At 73.9% G+C, this 25,353-nt stretch carries 19 protein-coding genes, 1 rRNA gene and 1 pseudogene; 19 read left to right on the forward strand and 2 right to left on the reverse strand.

What is annotated here, in order from left to right; translation table 11 throughout:
- From rrf to AC5L36_RS34510, 3 genes and pseudogenes are all read left to right on the forward strand, one after another.
- Window positions 1–72 (forward strand): 5S ribosomal RNA (rrf, locus tag AC5L36_RS34500); the annotation flags it as partial.
- Between the two features lie 2,101 nt (window positions 73–2,173).
- Window positions 2,174–2,986, forward strand: a pseudogene (locus tag AC5L36_RS34505) (tetratricopeptide repeat protein); the annotation flags it as partial.
- 374 nt (window positions 2,987–3,360) lie between these two features.
- A complete protein-coding gene (locus AC5L36_RS34510) occupies window positions 3,361–4,368 on the forward strand; it encodes an HAD-IIA family hydrolase (protein ID WP_441222827.1) in 1,008 nt (335 codons plus the stop codon).
- Between the two features lie 30 nt (window positions 4,369–4,398).
- Here the strand turns inward: AC5L36_RS34510 and AC5L36_RS34515 are convergent, their stop codons facing one another.
- Window positions 4,399–4,737 carry an alkyl sulfatase C-terminal domain-containing protein gene (locus AC5L36_RS34515; RefSeq protein WP_441222828.1) on the reverse strand — a complete coding sequence of 113 codons (339 nt, stop codon included), beginning with the start codon at window positions 4,735–4,737 and terminating at the stop codon, window positions 4,399–4,401.
- Window positions 4,738–4,851: 114 nt separating this feature from the next.
- Here AC5L36_RS34515 and AC5L36_RS34520 point away from each other — a divergent pair, with 114 nt between their 5' ends.
- From AC5L36_RS34520 to AC5L36_RS34585, 14 genes are all read left to right on the forward strand, one after another.
- The gene (locus AC5L36_RS34520; protein WP_441222829.1) at window positions 4,852–5,517 is read left to right on the forward strand and encodes a phasin family protein; all 666 of its coding nucleotides are present in this window, start codon (window positions 4,852–4,854) and stop codon (window positions 5,515–5,517) included.
- Window positions 5,517–5,792, forward strand: a complete 276-nt coding sequence (locus tag AC5L36_RS34525; protein ID WP_441222830.1) for a hypothetical protein — start codon at window positions 5,517–5,519, stop codon at window positions 5,790–5,792. The genes AC5L36_RS34520 and AC5L36_RS34525 overlap by 1 nt, the downstream gene beginning before the upstream one ends.
- Window positions 5,792–6,577 (forward strand): TlyA family RNA methyltransferase, encoded by a 786-nt coding sequence (locus AC5L36_RS34530; protein ID WP_441222831.1) that lies wholly within the window; start codon window positions 5,792–5,794, stop codon window positions 6,575–6,577. The genes AC5L36_RS34525 and AC5L36_RS34530 overlap by 1 nt, the downstream gene beginning before the upstream one ends.
- The gene (locus AC5L36_RS34535) at window positions 6,574–7,458 is read left to right on the forward strand and encodes an NAD kinase (RefSeq protein WP_441222832.1); all 885 of its coding nucleotides are present in this window, start codon (window positions 6,574–6,576) and stop codon (window positions 7,456–7,458) included. The genes AC5L36_RS34530 and AC5L36_RS34535 overlap by 4 nt, the downstream gene beginning before the upstream one ends.
- An 18-nt stretch (window positions 7,459–7,476) precedes the next feature.
- A complete protein-coding gene (locus AC5L36_RS34540) occupies window positions 7,477–8,595 on the forward strand; it encodes a low temperature requirement protein A (RefSeq protein WP_441222833.1) in 1,119 nt (372 codons plus the stop codon).
- A 307-nt stretch (window positions 8,596–8,902) separates the two neighbouring features.
- Window positions 8,903–10,612: a DNA repair protein RecN gene (recN, locus tag AC5L36_RS34545; protein WP_441222834.1), complete on the forward strand. Its 1,710-nt coding sequence runs from the start codon at window positions 8,903–8,905 to the stop codon at window positions 10,610–10,612.
- 576 nt (window positions 10,613–11,188) lie between these two features.
- Window positions 11,189–12,367, forward strand: coding sequence for a putative cytokinetic ring protein SteA (gene steA / locus AC5L36_RS34550; protein ID WP_441222835.1), 1,179 nt, complete (start codon window positions 11,189–11,191; stop codon window positions 12,365–12,367).
- 15 nt (window positions 12,368–12,382) lie between these two features.
- The gene (locus AC5L36_RS34555) at window positions 12,383–13,324 is read left to right on the forward strand and encodes a copper transporter (RefSeq protein WP_441222836.1); all 942 of its coding nucleotides are present in this window, start codon (window positions 12,383–12,385) and stop codon (window positions 13,322–13,324) included.
- A complete protein-coding gene (locus AC5L36_RS34560; RefSeq protein WP_441222837.1) occupies window positions 13,321–14,154 on the forward strand; it encodes a hypothetical protein in 834 nt (277 codons plus the stop codon). The genes AC5L36_RS34555 and AC5L36_RS34560 overlap by 4 nt, the downstream gene beginning before the upstream one ends.
- Before the next feature lie 193 nt (window positions 14,155–14,347).
- Window positions 14,348–15,916 carry a murein biosynthesis integral membrane protein MurJ gene (gene murJ, locus AC5L36_RS34565; RefSeq protein ID WP_441222986.1) on the forward strand — a complete coding sequence of 523 codons (1,569 nt, stop codon included), beginning with the start codon at window positions 14,348–14,350 and terminating at the stop codon, window positions 15,914–15,916.
- The gene (locus tag AC5L36_RS34570) at window positions 15,913–17,019 is read left to right on the forward strand and encodes a glycosyltransferase family 4 protein (RefSeq protein WP_441222838.1); all 1,107 of its coding nucleotides are present in this window, start codon (window positions 15,913–15,915) and stop codon (window positions 17,017–17,019) included. Before murJ ends, AC5L36_RS34570 begins: the two co-directional genes overlap by 4 nt.
- Window positions 17,016–19,388 carry a hypothetical protein gene (locus AC5L36_RS34575; protein WP_441222839.1) on the forward strand — a complete coding sequence of 791 codons (2,373 nt, stop codon included), beginning with the start codon at window positions 17,016–17,018 and terminating at the stop codon, window positions 19,386–19,388. Before AC5L36_RS34570 ends, AC5L36_RS34575 begins: the two co-directional genes overlap by 4 nt.
- A gap of 50 nt (window positions 19,389–19,438) precedes the next feature.
- Window positions 19,439–21,205 (forward strand): CTP synthase, encoded by a 1,767-nt coding sequence (gene pyrG / locus AC5L36_RS34580; protein WP_441222840.1) that lies wholly within the window; start codon window positions 19,439–19,441, stop codon window positions 21,203–21,205.
- Window positions 21,202–21,756 carry an NUDIX domain-containing protein gene (locus AC5L36_RS34585; RefSeq protein WP_441222841.1) on the forward strand — a complete coding sequence of 185 codons (555 nt, stop codon included), beginning with the start codon at window positions 21,202–21,204 and terminating at the stop codon, window positions 21,754–21,756. Before pyrG ends, AC5L36_RS34585 begins: the two co-directional genes overlap by 4 nt.
- Before the next feature lie 721 nt (window positions 21,757–22,477).
- Here AC5L36_RS34585 and AC5L36_RS34590 read toward each other — a convergent pair.
- Window positions 22,478–22,843, reverse strand: a complete 366-nt coding sequence (locus AC5L36_RS34590; protein WP_441222842.1) for a TM2 domain-containing protein — start codon at window positions 22,841–22,843, stop codon at window positions 22,478–22,480.
- Window positions 22,844–23,170: 327 nt separating this feature from the next.
- Here AC5L36_RS34590 and ald point away from each other — a divergent pair, with 327 nt between their 5' ends.
- Window positions 23,171–24,298: an alanine dehydrogenase gene (ald, locus tag AC5L36_RS34595; RefSeq protein ID WP_441222843.1), complete on the forward strand. Its 1,128-nt coding sequence runs from the start codon at window positions 23,171–23,173 to the stop codon at window positions 24,296–24,298.
- 50 nt (window positions 24,299–24,348) lie between these two features.
- On the forward strand, window positions 24,349–25,269 hold the full coding sequence (locus tag AC5L36_RS34600; protein ID WP_441222987.1) for a site-specific tyrosine recombinase XerD: 921 nt from the start codon (window positions 24,349–24,351) through the stop codon (window positions 25,267–25,269).
- Window positions 25,270–25,353: the final 84 nt, after the last annotated feature.

The raw sequence follows: 25,353 nt of genomic DNA on the forward strand, positions 1-25,353 counted from the left end.
CCGGAAGCTAAGCCTTCCAGCGCCGATGGTACTGCACCCGGGAGGGTGTGGGAGAGTAGGACACCGCCGGACTTCTTTCAGTGAAGGCCACCCCGCCGGGGTGGCCTTCACTGCGTATTGGGAGGATGTATCCGTGAGCCAGGGACCGCGAGGCGACGCACCGCGCGACGGCGACCGCGACGACGAGGGTCGAGGTCGGCGCGGCAGCGAGCGCGGCGACCGCGGCTCCGGCGATCGAGATGGCGGCCGCGACCGAGGATCTGGGCGCGACGCTGGCGGCGGAGGTCGCTTCGGTGACCGGCCGGCGCGCGGTTCGCGCGATGGCGGCTACCGGGGCGGTCCGCGCGACGGATACCGCGACTCGGGTGACCGTGGCCGTGGCTACGGCGATCGCGAAGGCGGCTACCGCCGTGACGGCGACGATCGTGGTGGGCGTCGTGAGGGCGGCTTCCGGGGCAGCTCGCGCGGTGGATACGGCGAGGGCTCGCGGGGCAGCTTCCGCGGCGGTCCGCACGGCCCACGCGAGGGCGGCTCCTCCGGCGGCGGGCGGGGCCCGCGTGAAGGTGGCTTCTCCAGCGGCGGGCGCGGCCCGCGCGAGGGCGGCCGCGACGGCGAGTTCCGTGGCGGGCGCGACAGCGGATCCGGTGGTGGCCCGCGCGAGGGCGGATACCGGCGCGACGGCGACGATCGTGGTGGGCGTCGCGAGGGCGGCTTCGGCGGGCGGGGCCCGCGCGAGGGCGGCTTCGGTGGCGGTCCGCGCGATGGCGGCGGCTTCCGGGGCGGCGGAGCCGGTGGTGGCGGCCGTGACGGTGGCTTCCGCGGACGAGACGGTGACTCCCGCGGCCAGCGCGACCGCGACTCCCGCGAGGGTGGCCGCGACGGCGGATACCGCGGCGGCTACGGCGACCGCGAAGCGCGCCCCGGCGGCTTCCGGCGCGACCAGCAGGGTTCGCGCGAAGGTGGCTACCGGAGTGTGAGCGGCGGCTACCGCCGCGATGGCGATGACCGGGGCGGTTCCCGCGACCAAGGCCAGCGCGGCGGCTTCGCCGGCCGGCGCGACGACCGCGGCCCGCGCTTCTCGGGTGACCGCGGTGACCGCGGCCCGCGCGGCGGCGGCTTCGCCGGTGGCCGTGACGACCGAGGCCCACGAGGCTTCCAGGGCGACCGCGGCCCCCGCGACAGCGGCTTCGGCGGCGATCGCGGCCCGCGCGACGGCGGCTTCGCGGGTGACCGCGGTCCACGTGACGGCGGCGATCGCGGCCCGCGTGAGGGCGGCGACCGTGGCCCGCGTGGCGGCGGCTTCGCGGGCGATCGTGGTCCACGTGACGGCGGCGATCGCGGCCCGCGTGAGGGCGGCGACCGTGGCCCGCGTGGCGGCGGTTTCCGCGGCGACCGTGGCCCGCGCGACGGGGGCTTCCGCGGCGACCGTGGCCCGCGCGACGGGGGCTTCCGCGGCGACCGGGGTCCGCGCGACGGCGGTTTCGGCGGTGACCGGAGCGCTTCGCGCGACCGCGGGTTCAGCGGGGATCGCGGCGATCGCGGCCCACGCGGCGGCGGTTTCGGCGGCGACCGGGGTCCGCGCGACGGCGGGTTTGGCGATCGGGGTCCGCGGGGTGACCGGGACGACCGCGGCGACCGAGGCCCACGTGGCGGCCAGGGCGATCGCGGTCCGCGTGGTGGCGGCTTCGCCGGCGGCCGGGACGACCGGGGTCCGCGCGGCTTCCAGGGTGACCGGCGCGACCGCGATGGCGATCGGGGTCCGCGCGAGGGTGGATACCGGCGTGACGGCGGCGACCGCGGTGGGCGTCGCGAGGGCGGCTACGAGCAGCGGGGTTACCGCAGCGGCTACGGCGACCGCGACGGCGGGCGCGGTCCGCGTGGTGAGGGGCGGCCGCCGCGGCGCACGTTCGAAGACCGCAGCCCGGGGCGTCGCGACGGCGGTGACCGCTGGTCCGACCGCGACCGTGACGGGCGCGGTGGCTACCGGGATGACCGGGAGCGGGTGGGCGACGCCGAGGCTGGCGAGTCGCGTTCCGACCGCCGGGACGACGGTGACGCGCTGGATCGCGGCGGACGGCCGGTGGCGCCCGCCATCCCCGAGGACATCGAGGCGACCGACCTCGACGGTGAGGTGCGCGCGGAGCTGCTGTCGCTGGCGCGGCCGGTGGCCGAGATGGTCGCCCGTCACCTCGTCGCGGCCGGCCAGCTGATCGACGAAGACCCCGAGGAGGCGATGGCGCACGCGCTCGCGGCACGGCGGCTCGCGTCCCGGATCGCGGTGGTGCGGGAGGCGGTTGGCCTCGCCGCGTATGCCGCGGGGGAGTGGCAGACCGCGATCGCGGAGCTGCGCACCTACCACCGGATGAGCGGCAAGCAGACCCACCTCGCGGTGTTGGCCGACTGCGAGCGGGCGCTGGGGCGGCCGGAGCGGGCGGTGGACATCTACCGGGCCGCCGACAAGGCCGGGCTCGGGCCCGCCGAGGCGATCGAGCTGCTTATCGTTGCGGCCGGCGCGCGCGGTGACATGGGGCAGAAAGACGCGGCCGTGGCGATGCTCCAGGTGCGCGAGCTGGCCGGCGCGGCGGACGAGCCGTGGGCCGGGCGCCTGCGCTACGCCTACGCCGACGCCCTGCTCTCGGTCGGGCGGCGCGAGGAGGCGCGGGAGTGGTTCGCGCGGGCGGCGGACGCCGACCCCGAGGCGACCACCGACGCGGCCGAGCGGCTGCTGGAGCTCGACGGCGTGGTCCTGAGCGGCGACGAGAAGACCGACCTCGAAGAGGACGACTTCGCGGCGGGGGACAGCGCCGCTGGCGGTGCGGAGGCCGAGGCACGCGGCGACTCCGACGCCGACGGCCACGACGACGAGGACGGCCACGACGACGAGGACGCCGACTACGACGACCCGGACGCCGACTACGACGACCAAGACGACGATGGCTTCGACGATGACGAGGACGGCTTCGAGGACGAGGAGGACGCCCGCGGCACCGCCACCGAGCGCGGCGATCTCGTCGACGAGGCAGACGAAGACGACGAGGCCAGCGAAGGCACCGAACCCGGCGAGGTCGAGGCCAGCGAAGACGAGGCCAGCGAAGGCACCGAACGCAGCGAGGCCGAAGCCGGCGACGTCGAAGCAAGTGAAAACGACGAGGTCGGCTACGACGACGACCCGGACGCCGACTTCGACGACGAGGACGGCGGCGACGACGGCGAGGTCACCGCGGGCGGTCCGGCCAGTGAAGACGAACCAACCGGCGAGGCCGGCGAACGCGAGCCAACCGGCGAGCACGAACGCGGCGCAAGCCGCGCGGTGGGCGAGCGTGACGCGGCCGACAGGGATGGCGAGACCGGGTCGCGGGCGTGAGTGAGCGGCTGGTCGACGCGTACGACCTGGTGATCTTCGACCTCGACGGCGTGATCTACCTGATCGACCGGCCCATCGCCGGCGCTGTCGAGGCGGTCGGCGAGCTGCATCGGGCCGGCGTGCGGCTGGCGTACGCGACGAACAACGCCTCGCGCCGCTCGGCCGAGGTCGCCGACCTGCTGGCCGGCCTCGGTGTACCAGCTGATGCCGGTGAGGTGGTCACGTCGGCGGGCGCGTCGGCGGCTGTGCTGGCGCAGCGGCTGCCGCTGGGGTCGAAGGTCCTGGTCGTGGGGGCGGAGGCGCTCCGCGCCGAGGTGCGCGACGCGGGCATGGAGCCGGTGTCGCGGGCCGAGGACCGGCCGGTGGCGGTGGTGCAGGGGTATGGGCCGCAGGTGGGCTGGGCCGACTTGGCCGAGGCCGCCGTCGCGATCCGGGGCGGCGCGCAGTGGGTCGCGACGAACACCGACCGTACGCTCCCGAGCCCGCGCGGGCCGCTGCCAGGAAACGGGTCGCTGGTGGCGGCGTTGCGCACGGCGCTCGGGCGGGAACCCGATCTCGTGGTGGGCAAGCCGGAGCCGGGGCTTTTCGCGACCGCGGCGCGGCGGGTGGGTGCCGTGCGGCCGCTGGTCGTCGGTGACCGGCTCGACACCGACATCGAGGGCGCGGTGCGGGCCGGCATGGACAGCCTGCTGGTGTTGACCGGCGTGAGCGGGCCGGCCGACCTTGTGGCGGCGCCGCCGGAGCGGCGACCGACGTTCGTGGCGCCTGACCTGGCCGGCCTCTTCGACGCGGCGGGGGCGGCCACGGTGCCGCCGGGCGAGGTCGACGGCTGGCGACTCGAAACCGAACAGCGCGAAGGCGACGCGCACCTGGCCGGCCAGGGCAGCGCCATCGACGCGTTGCGGCTGCTGTGCGGGCTGGCCTGGTCGGGGGGAGACGTCACCAAGGTCACCCCGGACACGCCCGCCGCGCGGGACGCGCTCCACGCGCTCGGGCTGGCGTGAAACCCAGAGCAGCGTGGGCTGGTGTGAAACCTAGAGGAGCTTGCGGAGCTTCAGCAGGTCGAACGGGCTCGCGCTGATCGAGACGCGGCGGGCGCCGAGTGCGCGGGCGAAGTCGAGGTCGCCGCGCACGAGCGCGACCAGGTCGTCACTCGTGGTGGTGAGTGCGATCTTGGCGCTCTTGTCGTCGCCGTCTTGGATGTCGACGAGCTGGCCGCCGACAAGGCGCGCGTGGAAGGCCACGCCGAGGTCGGTGATGCGGCAGGCCAGCGTGCGGTCGAGGTTGAGCCGCTTGCGGGCGTCAGCCGCGTTGGCCGCCAAGCGCTTGGCGAGATCGTCCAGCGCCTCGCGGCACTCCTGCACGGTGGCCACGCTAACCTCCGATCGACACCACACAAGGTCCTCCGCACGGTACCGCAGGAGGTGGCGTGACCGCCCGGTAGCGTATGGGGTTGGACTATCGGGCGCAGGCGGAAGGATTGTGTAATGCAGGATGCGTGGCGGGCATACCTCGAGCTTGCCCTGGGGCTCACCGAGGCGTCCCGAAAGAAGGCGCAGAAGGTCGCCAAGAAGCTTGTCGGCAAGGGTGGGGTGACCGCGGCGCAGCTCCAGGCACTGGCCGAAGACCTGGTCTCCACCAGCCTGGCCAACCGTGAGGCGCTGTCCAAGCTGGTCCGCTTCGAGGTGGACCGCACGCTCGGCCGGGTGGGCCTCGCCACCGCGGAAGAGGTCGCCGACCTGACGGCGCGCGTGCGCGACCTGGAGGAGGAGCTGCGGCAGGCCCGCGCCACCGCCGAGCCGGCGGGCGCGCCGGCCACCGACGGCGCCACTGTCGCGGCCGCCACCGTGCCGGTCGCGAAGAAGGCCATCGCCAAGAAGGCGGTCGCGAAAAAGACGGTGGCCAAGAAGGCGGCGGACGCCCCGCCCGCGACGGCGACCGCTCCGGTCAAGAAGGCCGTGGCGAAGAAGGCCGTGGCAAACAAAGCTGCGGCGAAGAAGGCGGTGGCCAAGAAGGCCACGTCCGTCGAACCGGCCGCCGACGCGGTGCCACCGACCACGCCGCCGGCGAAGGCGGCGCCCGCGAAGAAGGCGGCCGCACCGCGCAAGACCGCCGCGAAGAAGACGGCGCCGCCCGCGGGTGAGGCCTCCTGATGCAGCCGACCCCCGGACCGTTCCGCCCGCCGGTGCCGTCACCACCGCCGTCCGTGAAGCCCTCGGCGCCAACGCCACCGGCCACTGTGGAGATACCGGCCCCGGCGACGGGTGAGGACACTGTGGAGGGTGGCGGCTCGGGGCACCCCGCCGTCGACGCGGTCGTCCAGGCTTTGGCAAACGCGGCCGACCTGCCGCCTCGCGACCAGATCGCCGAGTACGAGGCCGCGCACGCCACGCTCCAGGAGACGCTCGCCACCATCGACCAGGCCTGATGGCACGCCGCGCCCGCCTCGACGCGGAGCTGGTCCGCCGGGGGCTGGCCCGTTCGCGTGAGCAGGCCGCCGAGCTCGTGGAGGCCGGGCGGGTGCAGGTGCGTGGCGTGCCGGCCCGCAAGGCGGCCGCGATGGTCGACCCCGCCGACGCGGTGCGGGTCGTTGGCGACACCGTCGAGTACGTGTCGCGCGGCGGCCACAAGCTCGCCGGCGCGCTCGCGGCGTTCGAGGGCCTGGCCGTCAAGGGGCGGCGGTGCCTCGACGCGGGCGCGTCCACCGGCGGCTTCACCGACGTGCTGCTGCGCACCGGGGCCGCCGAGGTCGTCGCCGTCGACGTCGGCTACGGCCAGCTCGCCTGGTCGCTGCGCAACGATCCGCGGGTACGCGTGTTCGAGCGCACCAACGTCCGCACCCTCACCCCGGACGCTATCGGCGGGCAGGTGGGGCTGACCGTGGCCGACCTGTCGTTCATCTCGCTGCGCTTGGTGTTGCCCGCCCTGGCCGCCTGCACCGAGGCGGAGGGGGACCTCGCGCTGATGGTCAAGCCGCAGTTCGAGGTGGGCAAGGAGCGGGTCGGTGCCGGCGGCGTGGTCCGCGAGCCGGCGCTGCGTGGTGCGGCCGTGCTCGACGTGGCGGCGGCCGCGCGCGCCGAGGGGCTCGGTGTGGCCGGCGTGGCGGCGAGCCCGCTGCCCGGTCCGAGTGGCAACGTGGAGTTCTTCCTGTGGCTGCGCCGCGACGCGCCCGAGGTTGACGGAGAACGCGTGCGGGAAGTGGTGGGGGCATGAACCGGGCGGCGTTGCTCGTCACGCACACGGGGCGGCAGGACAGCACCGAGCACGCCCGCACCGTGGCGGCCGACCTTATCGCGGCCGGCTTCGAGGTGCGGGTGGTGGCCGAGGAGGCCGCCGATCTCGACCTGCCCGAAGTCAAGCCGGTCAGCGGGTTGGCGGCCGCCGACGGCGTGGAGATCGTGTTCGCGCTCGGCGGCGACGGCACGTTCCTGCGCGCGGCCGAGCTGGCCCGCCCGGTGGCCGCCCCGTTGCTGGGCATCAACCTCGGCAAGGTCGGCTTCCTCGCCGAGGCGGAGATCCGCGACCTCGACCAGGCGGTGCGCGACGTGGTCGCCCGTTCGTACACAGTGGACGAACGGCTCACCCTCGACGTTATGGCCGAAGTGGACGGTGAGCGGATCGCCGAGTCCTGGGCGCTCAACGAGGTGAGTGTCGAAAAAGGACAGCGGGCGCACATGCTCGAGCTGCTCGTCGACGTGGACGGGCGGCCGCTGTCCCGCTACGGGTGCGACGGCGTCATCTGCGCGACCCCGAGCGGCTCGACGGCGTACGCGTTCTCGGCGGGCGGGCCGGTCGTGTGGCCCGAGGTGGAGGCGCTGCTGCTGGTGCCGATCAGCGCGCACGCGCTCTTCAGCCGCCCGCTGGTGACCGCGCCCACGTCCACGTTCGTGATCACGGTCGACCCGTACACCTCGTTCGCGGCGCTCTGCTGCGACGGGCGGCGCGTCTTCGACCTGCCGCCGGGCGCGCGGGTGACGGTGCGGCGGGGCGAGCTGCCCGTCCGGATCGTCCGCTTGCGGCAGGAACCGTTCACCGATCGGCTGGTGGCCAAGTTCGAGCTGCCGGTGGAAGGGTGGCGCGGCAACCGCCGTTGAGGTTCTACGCTGGGCGGCGTGTCCGATACCCGGCGGGAGTCCGCGGCCGAGAGCGCCGTGCGCGTCAGCACGCTGGAGCTCTTCTTCGACCTCGTCTTCGTCTTCACGCTGACCCAGCTCACCCGGCTGCTCGCCGACGAGCTCGACTGGCCGGGCGCGGCGCGGGTCGCGCTGATGCTCGGCATCATCCTGTGGATGTACGGCGGGTTTGCCTGGCTGACCAACGCCGTCATCCCCAACAACCGCCTGCGCCGCTCGCTCATGCTCGTCGGGATGGGCGGCTTCCTCACCATCTCGCTGGCGATCCCGGACGCGTTCGGCGACTCGGGGTGGGCGTTCGGCGTGGGCTACTTCGTCGTCAACGCCGTCCACAGTGGACTCTTCGTGCTCGCCGGCGGTCCGGGCGCGGCGCGTGCCATGCTCCGCCTCGCGCCGGTCAACCTCACCAGCGCCACCCTCGTGCTGGTCGGCGGGTTCACGCCCGGCGGGTGGCGGTGGGCGCTGTGGGCGCTAGCCTTCGCGGTGGACGTCGTCGCGCCCTACATCCGGCCGATCGGCGGCTTCACCATCTCGCCGTCCCACTTCGTGGAGCGGCACGGGCTGGTGGTCATCATCGCGCTCGGCGAGTCCGTCGTCGCCATCGGTGTCGGCGCGGCGGGGCTCGACGTCGACCTGCCGCTGGTGATCGTCGCCGCGCTCGCCCTCACCCTGTCGTATCTGATGTGGTGGGTCTACTTCGGCGACGGCGACGAGGCCGCCGAGCACGCGCTGGCCGCCGTGCCGGAGAGCCGCCGCGCGATGGTGGCGATGCGCGCCTACGGCTACGCGCACTACGTGCTCCTGCTCGGCGTCGTGGTCGCCGCGGCCGGCACCAAGAAGGTCGTCGGGCACGCCGGCGAGGAGCTCAAGCTCGCCGAGGCGGTCGCGCTCGCCGGCGGCCTCGCGCTGTACCTGGCGGGTGACGCCGCCTTCCGCCGGGTGCTCGGCCTCGGCAACGTGCCTTATCGCGCGGCCGGCGTCGTGCTCGCGCTCGCGACCATCCCGCTGGGCCTGATCGTCGCGGGTGGACAGCTGGTCGCGTTGATCGCCGTCCTGCTGCTCGTGCTGGCCGTCGAAGCCCGTCGCACCAGGATGTGACAGATATTTTCCCGGGCCGTTTCAGCGGCCGACCGCCGCTCCCGCCGGAGACCGCGGAGGCCGGCGGCGAGCTGGCGCTCGCCGAGATCCCCGGCCTCCGCTGCCACCTCCGCGCGCCAAGCCCCAAGAAGGCAGCCCTCTTGGGCGTGAATTCCCGGAAGGAGTCCCGGCTACCCGTCCAGGCGGTGACAGGGCTGCCCTCTTGGGGGCGGAGCCGTCCCGCCGGAGGCGGCTTGGGAATTTGAAGGCCTTGATCGGAGCACGGCGGGTGGCCAAGGGTCGGACCGCGCTACTACTGTCTGGTGGCGTGCTGGAAGAGCTGCGCATCACCGGCCTCGGCGTCATCGAGGACACCACCCTCCCGCTCACCGGCGGGATGAATGTGATCACTGGCGAGACCGGCGCGGGAAAGACGATGGTGGTCACCGGGCTCGGTCTGCTCTTCGGTGGTCGCGCCGACGCGGGGCGGGTGCGCGCCGACCCCGGGCGGGCGGTCGTCGAGGGCCGGCTGCGGCTCGCCAAGCAGGCCGCCGCCGCGGTCAACGCGCGCATCGCCGACGCCGGCGCCGAGCCCGACGAAGACGGCACGGTGCTGCTCAGCCGCACGGTCACCGTGGAGGGGCGTTCGCGCGCGCACGTGGGCGGCCGCAGCATGCCGGTGTCGGTGCTGGGTGACGTGGGCGAGCAGGTGGTGGCCGTGCACGGCCAGTCCGACCAGCTGCGCCTGCTCCGGCCGGCGGAGCAGCGGGCGTCGCTCGACCGGTTCGCGGGGGCGGAGCACGAAAAGCTGCTGGAGACGTTCCGCGAGGCTTACACCCAGTGGCGCGCGGTCGAAGACGACCTCGCCGACCGCCGGCGCAACGCGCGCGAGCGCAACCAGGAGGCCGACCTGCTGCGGCTCGGCCTCGACGAGATCACCCGGGTCGACCCGCAGCCCGGCGAAGACGACGAGCTCAAGGCCGAGGCACAGCGGCTGGAGCACGCCGAGGGGCTGCGCACGGCGGCCGCGCTGGCGTACGGGTCGATCGCGGCCGGCGTCGAGGGCGGCGACGAGACACCCGACGCGACGAGCCTGATCGGCACCGCGCGGCGCACGCTGGAGGCCCAGGCCGGGCTCGACGCCAAGCTCGGCGACCTGGCGGTGCGGCTGGAGGAGGCGGCGACGCTGATCGGCGACGTCTCCGCCGAGCTGTCGGCCTACCTCGACGCGCTGGACGCCGACCCGGCCCGCCTCGAGGCCCTGTACGAGCGTCGGGCCGCGCTGCGGGGGCTGACCCGCAAGTACGCCGACGATGTGGACGGTGTGATCGCCTGGGCTTCCCGGGCCCGCGAGCGGCTGTCCGAGCTGGACACCTCCGACGAGCTGCTGGAGGAGCTCGACCGCGAGCGCCAGCGCCTGTCCGCCGAGGCGGCGGAGCTGGCCGGCCGGCTGACCGCGGCCCGGCAGGAGGCGGCCGGGCGCTTCGCCGAGCAGGTCACCGTCGAGCTGGGCGGCCTGGCGATGCCACACGCCCGCATCGAGGTCGCCGTCGTGCCCCGCGAGATCGGCCCCGACGGCGCCGACGAGGTGGAGCTGCGCCTGCTGGCCCACCCGGGCGCCCCCTCGCTGCCCCTCCAGCGCGGCGCCTCGGGTGGTGAGCTGTCCCGCGTGATGCTCGCGATCGAGGTGGTCTTCGCCGGCGCGGGCGGCCCACCCACGCTGGTCTTCGACGAGGTCGACGCCGGTGTGGGCGGCCAGGCCGCCGTCGAGATCGGCCGCCGCCTGGCCCGGCTGGCCCGCAGCCACCAGGTGCTCGTGGTCACCCACCTGCCCCAGGTCGCGGCGTTCGCCGACCGCCACCTCGTGGTCGCCAAGGACACCGGGGGAGCGGTGACGACGAGCGGCGTGCGGGTGGTGGAAGACACCGACCGCGCCCGCGAACTGGCCCGCATGCTCGCCGGTCTCCCCGACTCCGACCTGGGCATCGCCCACGCGGAAGAGCTGCTCGCGGTGGCCGCTCGCGAAAAGCGCGGCTAGCGCCGTCGGGTTCGCCGGAGCAACGAAGCCCCGTCGTGGGTCACTGCCACCGACCAGGGTCTTCGTCGGTGCGGGCTAGGCCCGGGTGCGCGGGACCGGGACGCTGTCGACCTGCTCGCACGGATGCGTCCACCGTTGATCGTTAGCCCAGAAACCGTAGTTCCCACGGCGTGTCATCGGGTTTCCGGGCTAACGATCATCACGCGTCCCGGACCATGAGCCGGATATCGCGCCACATGAGATACGCGGCGACTTTGGCGCGCAGGCGGCCGCAGGCCCGGCGCCGCATCCGGAGTCCCAGGCCCCGCCGGAGGCAGCGGGGGTCACCGCGGCCAGAAAGCGACGCGGTGCGGGTTCGGTCTTGTCGCTCGGACCTGGCAGCGGAGGGCGGGGTTTCGACGAGCGCCAGCGAGGAGCCGCCCTCCGCGGTCTCCGGCGGGAGCAGCGGTCCGGCGCTGACGCGGACCCGGGAAATGTGTTTATCGACAGTGAGCCCGGTCACATAGAAATCGCCTTCCCCCTGGTCATGCGCGTCGTGTCCGGAAAAACATGCCGGGACATGCCACGATGGTCACGATGCGTCTACCAGCCTTGCGCCGGACCCGGAGCGTCGAACCGGGAAATGTAACCGGCACCGCGCGCCTCGACCGCCGGACCAAGCGTCTGGCGGGGCGGCTGCGTCCGGGCGACATCGCCGTGATCGACCACGTCGACCTCGACCGGGTCGCCGCGGACTCGCTCGTCGCGGTCGGGGTGTCGGCGGTGCTCAACGCGAAGCCGTCCGTCTCCGGGCGCTACCCGAATCTTGGGCCCGAGGTGCTCGTCAAGGCGGGCATCCCGCTGGTCGACGACCTCGGCGAGGGCATTTTCCAGCAGGTGCGCGAGGGCGACACCGTCCGTATCGACGACAACACGGTCTACGTCGACGGTGAGCCGGTCGCACATGGGGTGCGGCAAGATCTCGAGAGTGTCGCGAAGTCTATGGCCGACGCCCGCGAGGGGCTGTCGGTGCAGCTGGAGGCGTTCGCGGCCAACACGATGGAGTACCTCAAGCAGGAGCGTGACCTGCTGCTCGACGGTGTCGGCGTGCCGGAGATCGAGACACACATCTCCGGGCGGCACTGCCTCATCGTCGTGCGCGGCTACGACTACAAGGCCGACCTCGACGTGCTCCGGCCGTACATCCGGGAGTTCAAGCCGGTGCTCATCGGTGTCGACGGCGGTGCCGACGCGCTGGTGGAGGCGGGCTACACGCCTGACCTGATCATCGGCGACATGGACTCGGTCACCGACGACGTGCTGCGCTGCGGCGCCGAGGTGATCGTGCACGCGTACCCCGACGGGCGCGCGCCGGGCATGGCCCGGGTGGAGCAGCTCGGCCTGTCGGCGATCACCTTCCCGGCGGCGGCGACCAGCGAAGACCTGGCGATGCTGCTCGCCGACGAAAAGGGTGCCTCGCTGCTCGTCGCGGTGGGCACGCACGCGACGCTCGTCGAGTTTCTCGACAAGGGCCGCGGCGGGATGGCCTCGACGTTCCTCACCCGGCTCAAGGTGGGCGGCAAGCTCGTCGACGCCAAGGGGGTGAGCCGGCTCTACCGGCAGAGCATCTCCGGATCGTCCCTGCTCCTGCTCGTGCTGTCGGCGGTGGCCGCGATGGCGTCGGCGGTCGCGGTCTCCACGGTTGGCAAGGCTTACCTCGCTGTCGTTTCGGAGTGGTGGGACAATTTGGTGTTCCAGCTCGGACAGCTCTTCTGAGGGACGGCAGTACGCGTGATCAATTTCCGCTACCACGTTGTGTCCTTGACCGCGGTCTTCCTGGCCCTGGCCATCGGACTGGTGGTGGGCACCGCGGCACTCAACGGTCCGGTGGCCGACTCGCTCAGCGACAACGTCAACGCGCTGCGCAAGGACAACCGGCAGCTGCGCGAGACGGTGAGCAGCCTTCAGGAGGAGGCCAACCGCGAGGAGGAGTTCGCCACGGAGGCCGCGCCGATCATGCTGGCCGGCAAGCTCACCGGGCGGCGGATCGCGGTGGTGACCACGCCGAGCGGTGACGACCTCGTCGACGGCGTCACGGAGATGTTGACCATCGCCGGCGCGACGATCACCGGGCGGATCGACATCGAAGACAAGTTCGTCAACCCGGACAACAGCCCCGAGCTGCTCGACCTCGCCGACCGCGCCTCGCAGCCGACGATCCCGCTGACCGGCCTGCCGGCCAACAGCGTGGGCGTCGAGACCGCCAGCGCGCTGCTCGGCACCGCGCTGCTCGACCGGCCGGCGCCGGCGCCGCAGGTGGCACCGGCCGACCTCAAGGCACTGCTGACCGCGTACTCCTCGGCGGGCTACATCAGCGTGAAGGACGACACCGTCACCGGGCCGGCCGAGGCCGTGGTCGTGGTGGCGGGGCAGCCGCACACCGACAAGGACTCGGCGCCCAAGGACGAAAACGTGGTGACGATCGTGTCCCAGCTCGACCGGGCGGGGCCGGTCATCGTCGCGGGCAGCTGGGGCGGCAACGGCAACGTGATCGGCGCGGTGCGGGGCGACCCCACGCTCGCCAAGAGCATCTCCACTGTGGACAACGGCAACACCGCGCAGGGCCGGGTGGTGACCGCGCTCGCCGTGGCCGAGCAGCTGGTCGACGGCAAGGCCGGCCACTACGGCCTCAACGCGGGCGCCAGCTCCCTGCTGCCGAAGCCCAAGGAGTGAGGCGCCTTCTGGCGGTCGCCGCCGGGGTCGCTGGGGCCCGGGCGGTGCTTCGCGCGCTGGGCACCCAGGAATCCTTGCACCGCACCAACTTCCGCGGCCGCACCGTCTCGCTCGCCGGGGGACCGGCGCTGGCGGCGGGTGCCGCCGTGTCGGCCGCGGTCGCGGCACCCGGCCCGGCCGCCGCGGCGGCCGCGCTCGCCGCCGGCATGGGCTCCGGAGCCGTTGGCTTCTATGACGACGTCGTGGGCAACCGGCCGGAGCAGAAGGCGGCCAAAGGTTTCGCGGGGCACCTCGCCGCGCTCCGCGAGGGGCGCGTGACCAGCGGGCTCGTCAAGATCGTCGGGGTGGGCGCGGCCGGGCTGGCCGCCTCCGCGCTGCTCGCCGCCGACCCCGGCCGCCCGCGCCCGGTCACCCGCGCGGGCCGGGCCGCCGACCTGCTGTTGGGTGCCGGCGTCATCGCGGGTGCAGCGAACCTGCTCAACCTCTTCGACCTGCGCCCCGGCCGCGCGCTCAAGGTGAGCGGGCTGGTCGGCGCGCCGCTGTCGCTGGGGCGCGCGGGCGGGCTGGCCGCCGGGCCGCTGGGCGTGGCCGCCAGCGTGCTCCCCGACGACCTCGACGAGCGCGTGATGCTCGGCGACAGCGGGGCCAACGCGCTGGGCGCGCTGCTCGGCGTGGCGCTCGCGGCGCGCACCGGGCCGGCCGGGCGGGCCGCCGCGCTCGCCGCCATCGCCGCGCTGACCGCGGCCAGCGAGAAGGTCAGCTTCACCAAGGTCATCGAGGCCCACCCGGTGCTGCGCCAGCTCGACGCGCTCGGGCGCCGCAGCTCCTGACGTGCCTCCCGCCGCGGGGGCCGGCGACCGCCGGCCCGAGGAGCGAAGCGACGAGGGTGGCGGGCGCCGGTATCCCGCGGCGTCAGGGAGCGGAGCGAGCGCGGTGGGCGGGGTCGCGGGGGCCGGCGACCGCCCGCCGGAGGAGCGAAGCGACGAGGGTGGCGGGCGGCGGCTTCCGCCCGGAACGGCGCGGATCGCGGGAGCGGCGGCGCTGATCGCGGTGCTCACCGTGGCCAGCCGGCTGGCCGGGTTCGCCCGCACCGGCGTCTTCACGTGGGTGGTGGGCGACACCGGGCTCGGCGGCATCTACGTGGTCGCGAACACCGTTCCCAACATCATCTTCGAGATCGTGGCCGGCGGTGCGCTGGCCAGCCTCGTGGTACCCCTGCTGGCCGGGAGCGTGGCGGCGGGTGACCGGGCGACGGTCTCGGCCACGACGTCGGCGCTGCTGACCTGGACCTTGACGTTGCTGCTGCCGCTGGCCGCGCTCGTCGCGGTCGCGGCCGGACCGATCATGACGGTGCTCGGCGCGACCGGCACGGACGCGGACGCGGGCGCGCGGATGCTGCGGGTCTTCGCGCCCCAACTGCCGCTCTACGGGATCGGGATCGTGCTGACCGGGGTGTTACAGGCGCACCGCCGCTTCGCCTGGCCGGTACTGGCGCCGCTGCTGTCCAGCGTGACCGTGATCGGCGCGTACCTGCTCTTCGGCGCCGTCGAGGGCCGCCGCGCCGACCTGCCCGAGGTGGGGCGCGGCGGCGAGCTGATCCTCTCGGTCGGCACCACGCTCGGCGTCGTCGTGCTCTCGCTGTGCCTGGTCATCCCGGTGCGGCGGCTGGGGCTGAGGCTGCGCGCGGGGTACCGCTTCGGCGCCGAGGCGCGGCGAACGGTCGGCGGGCTGGCGCTGGCCGGTGCGGCGACGGTCGGCGCGCAGCAGGTGGCGCTGCTGGTCACGCTCTGGCTGGCGCTGGCCGGGCCGACGGGTACCCCGGTCGTGTACAACCTGGCCCAGACGATCTACCTGCTGCCGTGGGCGGTGCTGGCGGTGCCGCTCGCCACCGCCGCGTACCCGACGCTGGTGGCCGCCCACGCGGAAGGCGCGCAGGGCCGCTACCGGGACACGCTCGCGCCCACCGCCCGCGGCGTGCTGCTGCTCTGCTGCGCCGGTGCGGCCGCGCTGGTCGCGGTGGCCGGGCCGGTGGCGCGCTTCTTCGACGTGCCGGGTGCCGCGGACGGGATCGCCGGGTTCGCGCCGGGCCTGCTCGGCTACGGGATGTTCGCGGTGCTGACCCGCGCCCTGTACGCCCGGGGCGAGCCGCGCCCCGCCGCGCTGGCCACGGTCGCCGGCTGGGCCTGCGCGGCGCTCGCCGCGCTGGCGCTCTCGGCCGGACTCGCCGATGATCAGCGGGTGCTCGCGCTCACCCTCGGTAACTCGATCGGGATGGCGGTGCTCGGCGCTCTGCTGGTGGTGGCGGTGCTGCGCGGCGCCGGGCGGCACGCGCTCGCCGGCCTCGACCGGGCGGCCGCCGCGGGCCTGGTCGCCGGCGGCCTCGCCGCGCTCGCCGGATGGCTGGTCACGCGCGCGACCGGCACCCCGGGCGCCAGCGGCGCGGTGCTTCAGGGCATGCTGTCCGGAGCCGTCGTGGGCATGGTGTTCCTCGGTGTCGCCTACCCGCTGGACCGCCGCGACATGCGCCCCATGCTCACGACGATCACGCGACGGCTCGGACGGGTCGCACGGGGGAAGGGAGTTGATCCTTGAGTTTCGACGGGGCGGTAGCCCTCGTCCTCGCGTCCAGCACCGGCGGGGTGGGCCAGCACGTCGCGTCCCTGGCCCGCGGCCTGGTGGCCGGCGGCGCCGCCGTCACCGTGTGCGGTCCGGCGGCGACCGACGAGCGCTTCCGCTTCTCCGAAGGCGGTGCCCGTTTCGAGGCCGTCGAGATCCCGCCCAACCCGCGGGTTACCGACGCCCGCGCGGTGGGCGACCTGCGCCGGGCGATCGGCGCGGTCGACGTGGTGCACGCGCACGGGCTGCGCGCCGGCTTCGTGGCCGCGCTCGTCCGTCCCCGCCCGCCACTGGTCGTGACCTGGCACAACGCGGTGATCGCCAAGGGCCTGCGGGGCACCGCCTCGCGCCTGGCCGCGCGTGCCGTCGCCCGCGCCGCGCGGATCACGCTCGGCGCCTCGGAAGACCTCGTCGACACGGCGCGGCAGCTCGGCGCCCGGGACGCCCGGCTGAGCCCGGTCGCCGCGCCGGTGCTGCCCGCGCCACACCGCAGCCGCGCGGCGGTGCGGGCCGAGTTCGCCGTGACGGGTGACCGGCCGCTGATCCTGTCGGTGGGGCGGCTGCACCCGCAGAAGCGGTACGACGTGCTCGTCGACGCCGCCGCCCGCTGGCGCGAGCTGACCCCGGTGCCGGTGGTGGTGATCGCGGGCAGCGGGCCGGCGTACATGCCGCTGGCCGCGCGGATCTCCGAGATGCGGGCGCCGGTCACCCTGCTCGGCCACCGCAACGACGTCTCCGACCTGCTGGCCGGCGCCGACCTGGCGGTCGTGACCAGCGACTGGGAGGCGCGGCAGCTGTTCGCGCAGGAGGCGCTGCGGGCCGGTGTACCGCTGGTCACCACCGCGGTCGGCGGCGTGCCCGGCCTGGTCGGCGACGCCGCGCGGCTCGTGCCGCCGGATGACGTCGACGCGGTCGACGCGGCCGTGCGCGAGCTGCTGGCCGACCCGGAGCTGCGCGCCGAGTACGCCCGCCGCGGGCCGGCCCAGGCCGACACCTGGCCCGACGAGACGGACACGGTCGAGGCCGTCCAGGCGGTGTACGCCGAGGTCGTAGCGGCGGAGACGGCGCATCCGTCATGAGGCGGTGGGTGGCCGTCATCCCCCTGGTGCTGGCGTTCGCCGGCGGCACCGCCGCCCAGGCCGCTCCGGCGACCCCCGCCCCGACCGTCGACTACGTGATCGTCGCGGGCGTGCCCGGGCTGCGCTGGGAGGACGTGAGCGCGCAGACCACGCCCACGCTCTGGGCGATGGCCGAGCGCGGCTCGATCGGCTCGCTGTCGGTGCAGTCCGCGCACCAGCCGACCTGCCCGCTCGACGGGTGGGTCACGTTCGGCGCCGGTAACCGCGCGCTGTGGAGCGCCGGGCCGGCCGCCCCGCCCAGCCCCGGCGTCGCCTGCCCCGAGGTGACGGTCGACGTGGAGCGGCCGGACGGGATCGGTGCGTTCCTGCCCGACCAGCGCAACGTCGTGCGGCACAACCAGGAGCGGCTGCCGTACGGTGCCGTGCCCGGCGCGCTCGCCGGGGCGGTGCGCTGCACGGTCGCGGTCGGCACCGGGGCGGCGGTCGCGGCGGCCCGCCCGTTCGGGCGCGTCGACAGGTACGAGCCGGAGCTGCCGCAGGACGCCCGCGACCTGCTCGACGAGTGCGTGCTGACGATGGTCGACCTCGGCACCGTCGCCGGCGCCGAGCCGGCCGCCCGCCAGGCCGAGGCGCGCGCCGCGGACGCCCAGCTGGCCCGCGTACTCGCCGCCCGGCCGGCGGACTCGCTGGTGATCGTGGCCGGGCTCTCCGACACCGACGACTCCCGCCGCCTGCACGTCGTCGTGGCCGACGGGCCCGGCTGGGAACGCGGCTGGCTGACCTCGGCGAGCACTGGCCGCGACGGGTACCTCCAGCTCGTCGACCTCGCGCCGACCGCGCTGAGCGCCACTGGGCGGGCGCTGCCGGAAAACGTCTTCTCCGGCCAGCCGGCCCGCAGCGTCCCCGGCCGCCCGGAAAAGCTCGACGTCGCGGTCACCCAGCCGGCCGACGCCGACCGCGAGGCGGGCGCGCAGCGGCGGATCGCCACCTGGTTCTTCGGCGTACTCGCCGGGGTGCAGTTCGCGCTGGCGGTGGCCGTCGTGCCGCTGCTGCGCCGGGCCCGGATGCCGGCCTCGCCGGTCGAGTCGACGTCACCGCGCTTCGGGTTTCACGGGTTGGTGCGGCGGGCCGTCCGGCCACGGCGGCTGGCCGCGCCGCGGGCGTTGGTCAACGTGATCGAGGTGCTGCTCGTCGCGTCCGCGCTGGCCATCCCGGCCGCGCTGGTCGCCGACGCGGTGCCGTGGTGGCGGGCCGGCCACCCCGGCCTGCTCTTCGGCGCGGTCACGCTCGCGCTGCTCGCCGCCGGCACCGCGGCCGTGCGGCTCACGCCCGCGTACCGGGAGACGCTCGGCCCGCTCGCCATGGTGGCCTCGATCGCCGCCGTCGTCGTCGCGGCCGATCTCCTCACCGGCGCGCGGCTACAGCTCAACGGCGTGGCCGGGTACTCGGCGCTGACCGGCGGCCGGTACGCCGGACTCGGGCGGGTGGGGCTCGGCGTGTTCGTGGCCGGGACGCTGCTCGTGGCCGGGTGCCTGGCCCAGCGGGTCCGCCGCGCGTGGCGCCCGTACGTGGTCGGCATCGTCGGCGGGGCGGGCGTGCTGCTGGCGGGCAGCCCGTACCTCGGCGCGGACGCGGTCGGCGCGATCGCGCTCACCGCCGGCGTGGGCATCGCGGCCGTGATCAGCACCGGCGGATGGCTGACGTTCGGCCGGCTGGCCTGGGCGACGCTCGCCGGCCTGGTGGTGACCGCCGGCTTCGCGCTGATCGACCTGAGCCGGCCGGACGCCGAGCGAGACCGGTTGGGCCGCTTCCTGGCCGCGCTCGGCGACGGCACCGGCGGCCGGGCGGTGCAGCGGGCCGCCGCGTCGAGCGTGGGCGCCCTGGACAGCCCGCTGACCGTCCTCGCGCTGGTCGGTGCGGTACTCGTGTGGTTCGCGCTGCTGCGACCCTGGGGCGGACTCAAGCGACTTTTCGGCATATATCCGGCGATCCGCGCGGCGATGGCCGGGATCGCGACCGCGGCCGTGATCGGCGGCGTGCTCGGCGGCTCCGGGCTGGACGTCGCCGGCGCGGTCGCGGCGCTCACGGTACCCATGGCAGCGCTGGCGTCCCTGCGGGTGCTGGACCACGCCTCGGACCGCACCCACCCACCGGTGGCTCCGATGTCCGCGGAGATCGTCCGGCCGGCGGCGCCGCACTCCGCGGGCCTGGGGCCCGCAACCGGTGAGCGTCAGGCCGACGCCGACGTAGAGGGCGGCGAAGGCGGGCCCACGACGGACAGTGATCAGCGACACGAGCAGGGCGGCGGCGTGCGGTTGGCGGCGAAGGTGTTACCGTGGAATCCCGTGGATGGCGCGATCAACACTTGATCAACGCGCTGGTCCGCACGACCGGACGGACTACCCCACGGGAGCTGGCGTTGGCCCCTTCAGCACGGACGACCAGGCACATTTTCGTCACCGGGGGGGTCGCCTCCTCGCTTGGCAAGGGCCTCACCGCGTCCAGCCTCGGAAACCTGCTCACCGCGCGCGGGCTGCGCGTCGTGATGCAAAAGCTCGACCCGTATCTGAACGTCGACCCCGGCACGATGAACCCGTTCCAGCACGGGGAGGTCTTCGTTACCGACGACGGCGCGGAGACCGACCTCGACGTCGGACACTACGAGCGCTTCCTCGACCGTGACCTCTCCGGCAAGGCGAACGTCACCACCGGCCAGATCTACTCGGCGGTGATCGCCAAGGAGCGGCGCGGCGAGTACCTCGGCGACACGGTCCAGGTCATCCCGCACATCACCAACGAGATCAAGGCCCGCATCCGGGCCATGGCCTCCCCCGACGAGGACGGCCGCACACCCGACGTGGTGATCACCGAGGTGGGCGGCACGGTCGGTGACATCGAGTCGCTGCCGTTCCTGGAGGCGATCCGCCAGGTGCGCCACGAGATCGGCCGCGACAACTGCTTCTACCTGCACGTGTCGCTGGTGCCCTACCTCGCGCCCTCCGGCGAGCTCAAGACCAAGCCGACCCAGCACTCGGTCGCCCAGCTGCGCAACATCGGTATCCAGCCGGACGCGATCGTGTGCCGCTCCGACCGCGAGATCCCGGACAAGCTCAAGCACAAGCTCTCGCTGTACTGCGACGTCGACCGCGAGGCGGTGATCGCCGCGCCGGACGCGCCGAGCATCTACGACATCCCCAAGGTGCTGCACCGCGAGGGCCTCGACGCGTACGTGGTGCGCCGGCTCAACCTCTCCTTCCGCGACGTCGACTGGACCAGCTGGGACGACCTGCTCCAGCGCGTGCACCACCCGCACCACACGATCACCGTGGCGATCGTCGGCAAGTACGTCGACCTGCCCGACGCCTACCTCTCGGTGAGCGAGGCGATCCGCGCCGCCGGGTTCGGCCACCGCGCGCGGGTGCTGCTGCGCTGGGTGCCGAGCGACGAGTGCGTCAGCGCCTCCGGCGCCGCCGCGGCCCTGGCCGGCGTCGACGGCATCGTGATCCCCGGTGGCTTCGGCGTCCGCGGCATCGAGGGCAAGATCGGAGCCAGCCGGTACGCGCGGGAGAACGGCATCCCGATCCTCGGCCTGTGCCTCGGCCTCCAGTGCATGACCATCGAGGTGGCGCGCCACCTGGGCAAGCTCGACGGGGCCAACTCGCTGGAGTTCGACGAGAAGGCCAAGCACCCGGTCATCGCCACCATGGCCGACCAGGAGGACATCGTCGCCGGCAAGGGCGACCTGGGCGGCACGATGCGGCTGGGCGCCTACCCGGCGCAGCTGGCCGACGGCTCGCTCGTGGGCGAGGCGTACGGCACCGACGAGGTGAGCGAGCGCCACCGCCACCGGTACGAGGTCAACAACGCGTACCGCGAGGCGCTCACCAAGGCCGGGCTGCGCATCTCCGGCACGTCGCCGGACGGGCGGCTGGTCGAGTTCGTCGAGCTCGACCCGGCACTCCACCCGTTCTTCGTGGCCACCCAGGCGCACCCCGAGCTCAAGAGCCGCCCGACCCGGCCGCACCCGCTGTTCGCCGCGTTCGTGAAGGCCGCGGTGACGTACTCGCAGGCCGACCAGCTGCCGGTCGAGATCGCCGACCCCACGCCGGCGCCGCCGGCCCGCACCCGCAACTCGCGTTCGTCGGCGGCCCAGGCCAAGCCGGCTACCACGGCCGCCACCTCGTGACCGCGTCACACACATACGAGGTACGGGCACAGCACGAGCGCTTCCGCGGACCGGTCTTCCGGGTGGTCACCGACGAGGTGGTGATGCCCGGGGGCCGGGTCGTCGACCGCGACTACCTGGAACACGTGGGTGCCGTCGGCGTCGTCGCCGTCGACGACCTCGGGCAGGTGGTGCTGATCCGCCAGTACCGGCACGCGCTGCGCAGCCACCTGTGGGAGGTCCCGGCCGGCCTGATCGACATCCCCGGTGAGGCGCTGGCCGACGTGGCCGCGCGCGAGCTGGCCGAGGAGACCGACCTGGTGGCCGGCCGGCTGGAGCACCTGCTCGAGCTGCACACCACGCCCGGCTGCTCCAACGAGCGGATCCGCCTTTACCTGGCCCGCGACCTGAGCCCCATCACCTCGGGGTACGAGCGGCATGACGAAGAGGCGGAGCTGGAGGTGCGGAGGTTTCCGCTGGCCGAGGCGGTAAGGATGGCCCTGGCCGGCGAGATCACCAACGGCCCGACGGTCGCCGGCATCCTCGCCGCCGCCCACGTCCTGTCCCACTAGTGCGGTGGCCACCAACCTTCATCGGGTGAGCGGCGGCCTTCGGCCGCCGCTCACCCGGGCCGGCGAAGCTGGCCACTCACCCCCGAGTTGATCAGGGTGCTGACCTGGACACTTGGCGGCACGGGGGACTGGACCGGCGACGGGCCCCGGCAGTGCGGGGATTTTCCGGCCCGCGCAGGGTGAGCCGGCCTCGCCGGTCCCATCTGTGACGCAGCGTCAGCAGGCTCAGCGGAGAGGTCGAGATCTAGGACAGTTAGGGCTGAAATAGCGCCCTAACTCTCCAAGATCTCGAATCCTGCGCCGCTCGCACGGCGGCGGCGGTTACATAGAGCGACGGGCGCCGTTTTTGATCTCCCGCGGCGTGACCGGCAACAGACATTGTGGACAAACACCGCCGCACCTGTGGCGCGGGCCGCGCATCCGCCGGGGGGGGGAACGGGTCACCGCGACCAAACGCGAGGGTGAGCCGGGGGAGCAGCGGACCAGACCATGGTCGACTTACGGTGAGTGGCATCGGGTCCGGACCGCGGCTCCCGCGGCCTCAACCGTCCGCCGTTGGTCGCGGAGCGGCGCAGAAATGGCGCGTAGCGCACAGCCATGCGGCCATGTGCACCGTTAGGGCACTGCTTGCCAGCTGACCCGGACCCGGGTGAATCCGGGTCGTGGAAGACGACGTAGCCGCCGGCCTCACGGCCGGCGGCTACGAACAGTAGGCGGGTGGTCAGCTGTCGCGGAGGACGCGTCCCTGGGCGTCGGTGCCGCCGTTGACCAGGATCAGGATGCCGTCGATCAGGCCCCACAGGCCACCGAGGCCGCAGGTCAGGACGCCGACCAGGAGCTGGCCGACGGCGAGGCCGGTGTGGCCGGTGTAGAAGCGGCCCACGCCGAAGGTGCCGAGGAAGATGCCGAGAAGGCCCGCGACGAGCTTGCTCTTGTCCGAGTACACGACGCCCGGCTGCCCGTACGCGCCCTGCTGCTGCGAGTACTGCGGCTGGCCGTACTGAGGCTGGCCGTACTGGGGCTGCTGCCCGTACTGCGGCTGCTGCCCGTACTGCGGCTGCTCAGGGTATTGCGGAGGAGTGGTCATGAGCCGCCACCATAGTGATCCCAGCGGAATGTGTCGGGAGCAGGGTCCACTCTGTGAGACGGTAGGCTGAGAATTGTGTCCGATCGGGTAGGGCCGGTGCCTGACAGACCGTCAGCTTGGGTATTAACCGCCTGTCACCATGTCGCCTGATCCGGGAAACCAACCGGCCCTAGACTGCCGCCGACGGCGGCGCCCGCCAGCAGTGGTGAGGCGGTGAGCGGCCGCGGACAGGCTACAGAGCGTGACAGCGGCGCTGGATCGCGGCGGCAATGGGGCCGCCGCGGCCGTAGCCCGGGGGACGCCGCCCCGGGGAAAGGTACTGGCAACGTGAAGGTCGGAATCCCACGCGAGGTGAAGAACCACGAGTACCGCGTGGCGATCACCCCAGCGGGCGTCAACGAGTTCTCCCGCGCCGGTCACGAGGTCTATGTCGAATCCGGCGCCGGCCTCGGGTCCTCCATCACCGACCACGAGTTCGCCGTGGCGGGCGCGCGGATCCTGCCCACGGCGGACGACGTGTGGGGCACCGCGGAGCTGGTGCTGAAGGTCAAGGAGCCGATCGCCGAAGAGCACCACCGCATGCGGCCGGGGCAGGTGCTGTTCACGTACCTGCACCTCGCGGCCTCCAAGGAGTGCACCGACGCGCTCCTGGACCGCAAGGTGACCGGCATCGCCTACGAGACCGTGGAGGCGGCCGACCGGACGCTCCCGCTGCTCGCGCCGATGTCCGAGGTCGCAGGGCGGCTCGCGCCGCAGGTGGGCGCGTACCACCTGATGCGCTCGGGCGGCGGGCGCGGCGTGCTGATGGGCGGCGTCTCCGGCGTGTACGCGGCGAAGGTCGTGGTCATCGGCGCCGGCGTCTCCGGCATGAACGCGGCGGCGATCGCGCTCGGCATGCAGGCCGAGGTGCTGCTGCTCGACCGCAACATCAACAAGCTCCGCTCGGCCGACGCGATCTACCAGGGGCACCTCCAGACGGTCGCCTCCAACGCGTACGAGGTGGAACGGGCCGTCCTCGACGCCGACCTGGTAATCGGCGCGGTGCTGGTGCCCGGCGCCAAGGCACCGACGCTCGTCTCCAACGAGCTCGTCTCGCGCATGAAGCCGGGCAGCGTGCTGGTCGACATCTCCATCGACCAGGGCGGCTGCTTCGAAGACTCGCGCCCCACCACGCACGCCGACCCGGTGTACAAGGTGCACGACTCGGTCTTCTACTGCGTCGCCAACATGCCCGGCGCGGTGCCGCACACCAGCACGTACGCGCTGACCAACGTCACCCTGCCCTACGCGCTGGAACTGGCCAACCACGGCTGGCGCGACGCGCTGCGGCACGACCCGGCGCTCGCGCTCGGCCTCAACACGCACGACGGGCACGTCACCTACGGCCCGGTCGCCGAGGCGCACGGCATGGCGTCGGTGCCGCTGGAGGAGGTGATCGGTGAGCGCGAGGAGTGAGGGAGCGCTAGCGACCGAGCCCCGCGGTCGCGAGCGGAAGGAGTAGCGGCCTGAGCGACCTCGGCAAGGCGGTGCGGACGTACCTCGACCACCTGACGGTGGAGCGCGGGCTGTCGGCGAACACGCTCACCTCGTACCGGCGGGATCTGGACCGCTATGTGACCACGTTGGCGGAGGGTGGCGTGGCCGACCTGGGATCGGTCACGCCCGCCCACGTTTCCGGCTACGTCGCGGCGCTGCGCGGTGGGCCCCCTCCGCTGTCGCCGGCGTCCGTGGCGCGCGCGGTGAGCGCGGTGCGCGGCCTGCACCGCTTCGCGGTGCGCGAGGGCCTGGTCGCCGACGACGCCGGCCGCGACGTGCGCCCGCCGGTCCCGCCGCGCCGGCTCCCCAAGGCGCTCGATGTGTCCGATGTGGAACGTCTGCTCGCGGCCGCGGGCGAGGCCAGCGCTCTGGAGGTACGCGACCGCGCGCTCCTCGAGTTTCTCTACGGCACCGGTGCGCGCATCTCCGAGGCGGTGGGTGCCGCCGTCGACGACCTCGACCTGGACGAGGGGACCGCGCTGCTGCACGGCAAGGGCGGACGCACGCGGCTGGTGCCGGTCGGCGGCTACGCGTGCACCGCGCTGCGCACATACCTCGCCGGCGCGCGGATCGAACTAGCCGCGGCCGGGCGGGGCACCCCGCGCGTGTTTCTCAACGCACGCGGCGGCCCGCTCTCCCGGCAGAGCGCGTGGACCATCCTGCACCGCACCGCCGCCCGCGCCGGGCTGCCGGTCGAGGGGCCGCGCGCGGTGTCGCCACACACGCTCCGTCACTCGTACGCCACGCATCTGCTGGACGGTGGCGCGGACGTGCGGGTCGTGCAGGAGCTGCTCGGCCACGCGTCGGTGACGACCACCCAGGTGTACACATTGGTGACGGTCGAACGGTTGCGCGAGGTGTACGCCACCGCGCATCCACGCGCCCGCTGACGACCCCGTGTCCACCACTGCCGCCGCGCGTTGGTTAGTGTGGAGCGGCCGCCCCATGGCCGGAGTGTCGCCCCAGCCCTGAGC

The sequence above is a fragment of the Phytohabitans sp. LZ39 genome, from assembly GCF_059359075.1.

Bases quoted from the DNA above. Each gene is read 5' to 3' on its own strand.
- AC5L36_RS34520 (WP_441222829.1), top strand. From the start codon at position 4,852: ATGCAGGATGCGTGGCGGGCATACCTCGAGCTTGCCCTGGGGCTCACC.
- AC5L36_RS34525 (WP_441222830.1), top strand. From the start codon at position 5,517: ATGCAGCCGACCCCCGGACCGTTCCGCCCGCCGGTGCCGTCACCACCG.
- AC5L36_RS34530 (WP_441222831.1), top strand. From the start codon at position 5,792: ATGGCACGCCGCGCCCGCCTCGACGCGGAGCTGGTCCGCCGGGGGCTG.
- AC5L36_RS34535 (WP_441222832.1), top strand. From the start codon at position 6,574: ATGAACCGGGCGGCGTTGCTCGTCACGCACACGGGGCGGCAGGACAGC.
- steA (WP_441222835.1), top strand. From the start codon at position 11,189: ATGCGTCTACCAGCCTTGCGCCGGACCCGGAGCGTCGAACCGGGAAAT.
- AC5L36_RS34575 (WP_441222839.1), top strand. From the start codon at position 17,016: ATGAGGCGGTGGGTGGCCGTCATCCCCCTGGTGCTGGCGTTCGCCGGC.
- AC5L36_RS34590 (WP_441222842.1), bottom strand. From the start codon at position 22,843: ATGACCACTCCTCCGCAATACCCTGAGCAGCCGCAGTACGGGCAGCAG.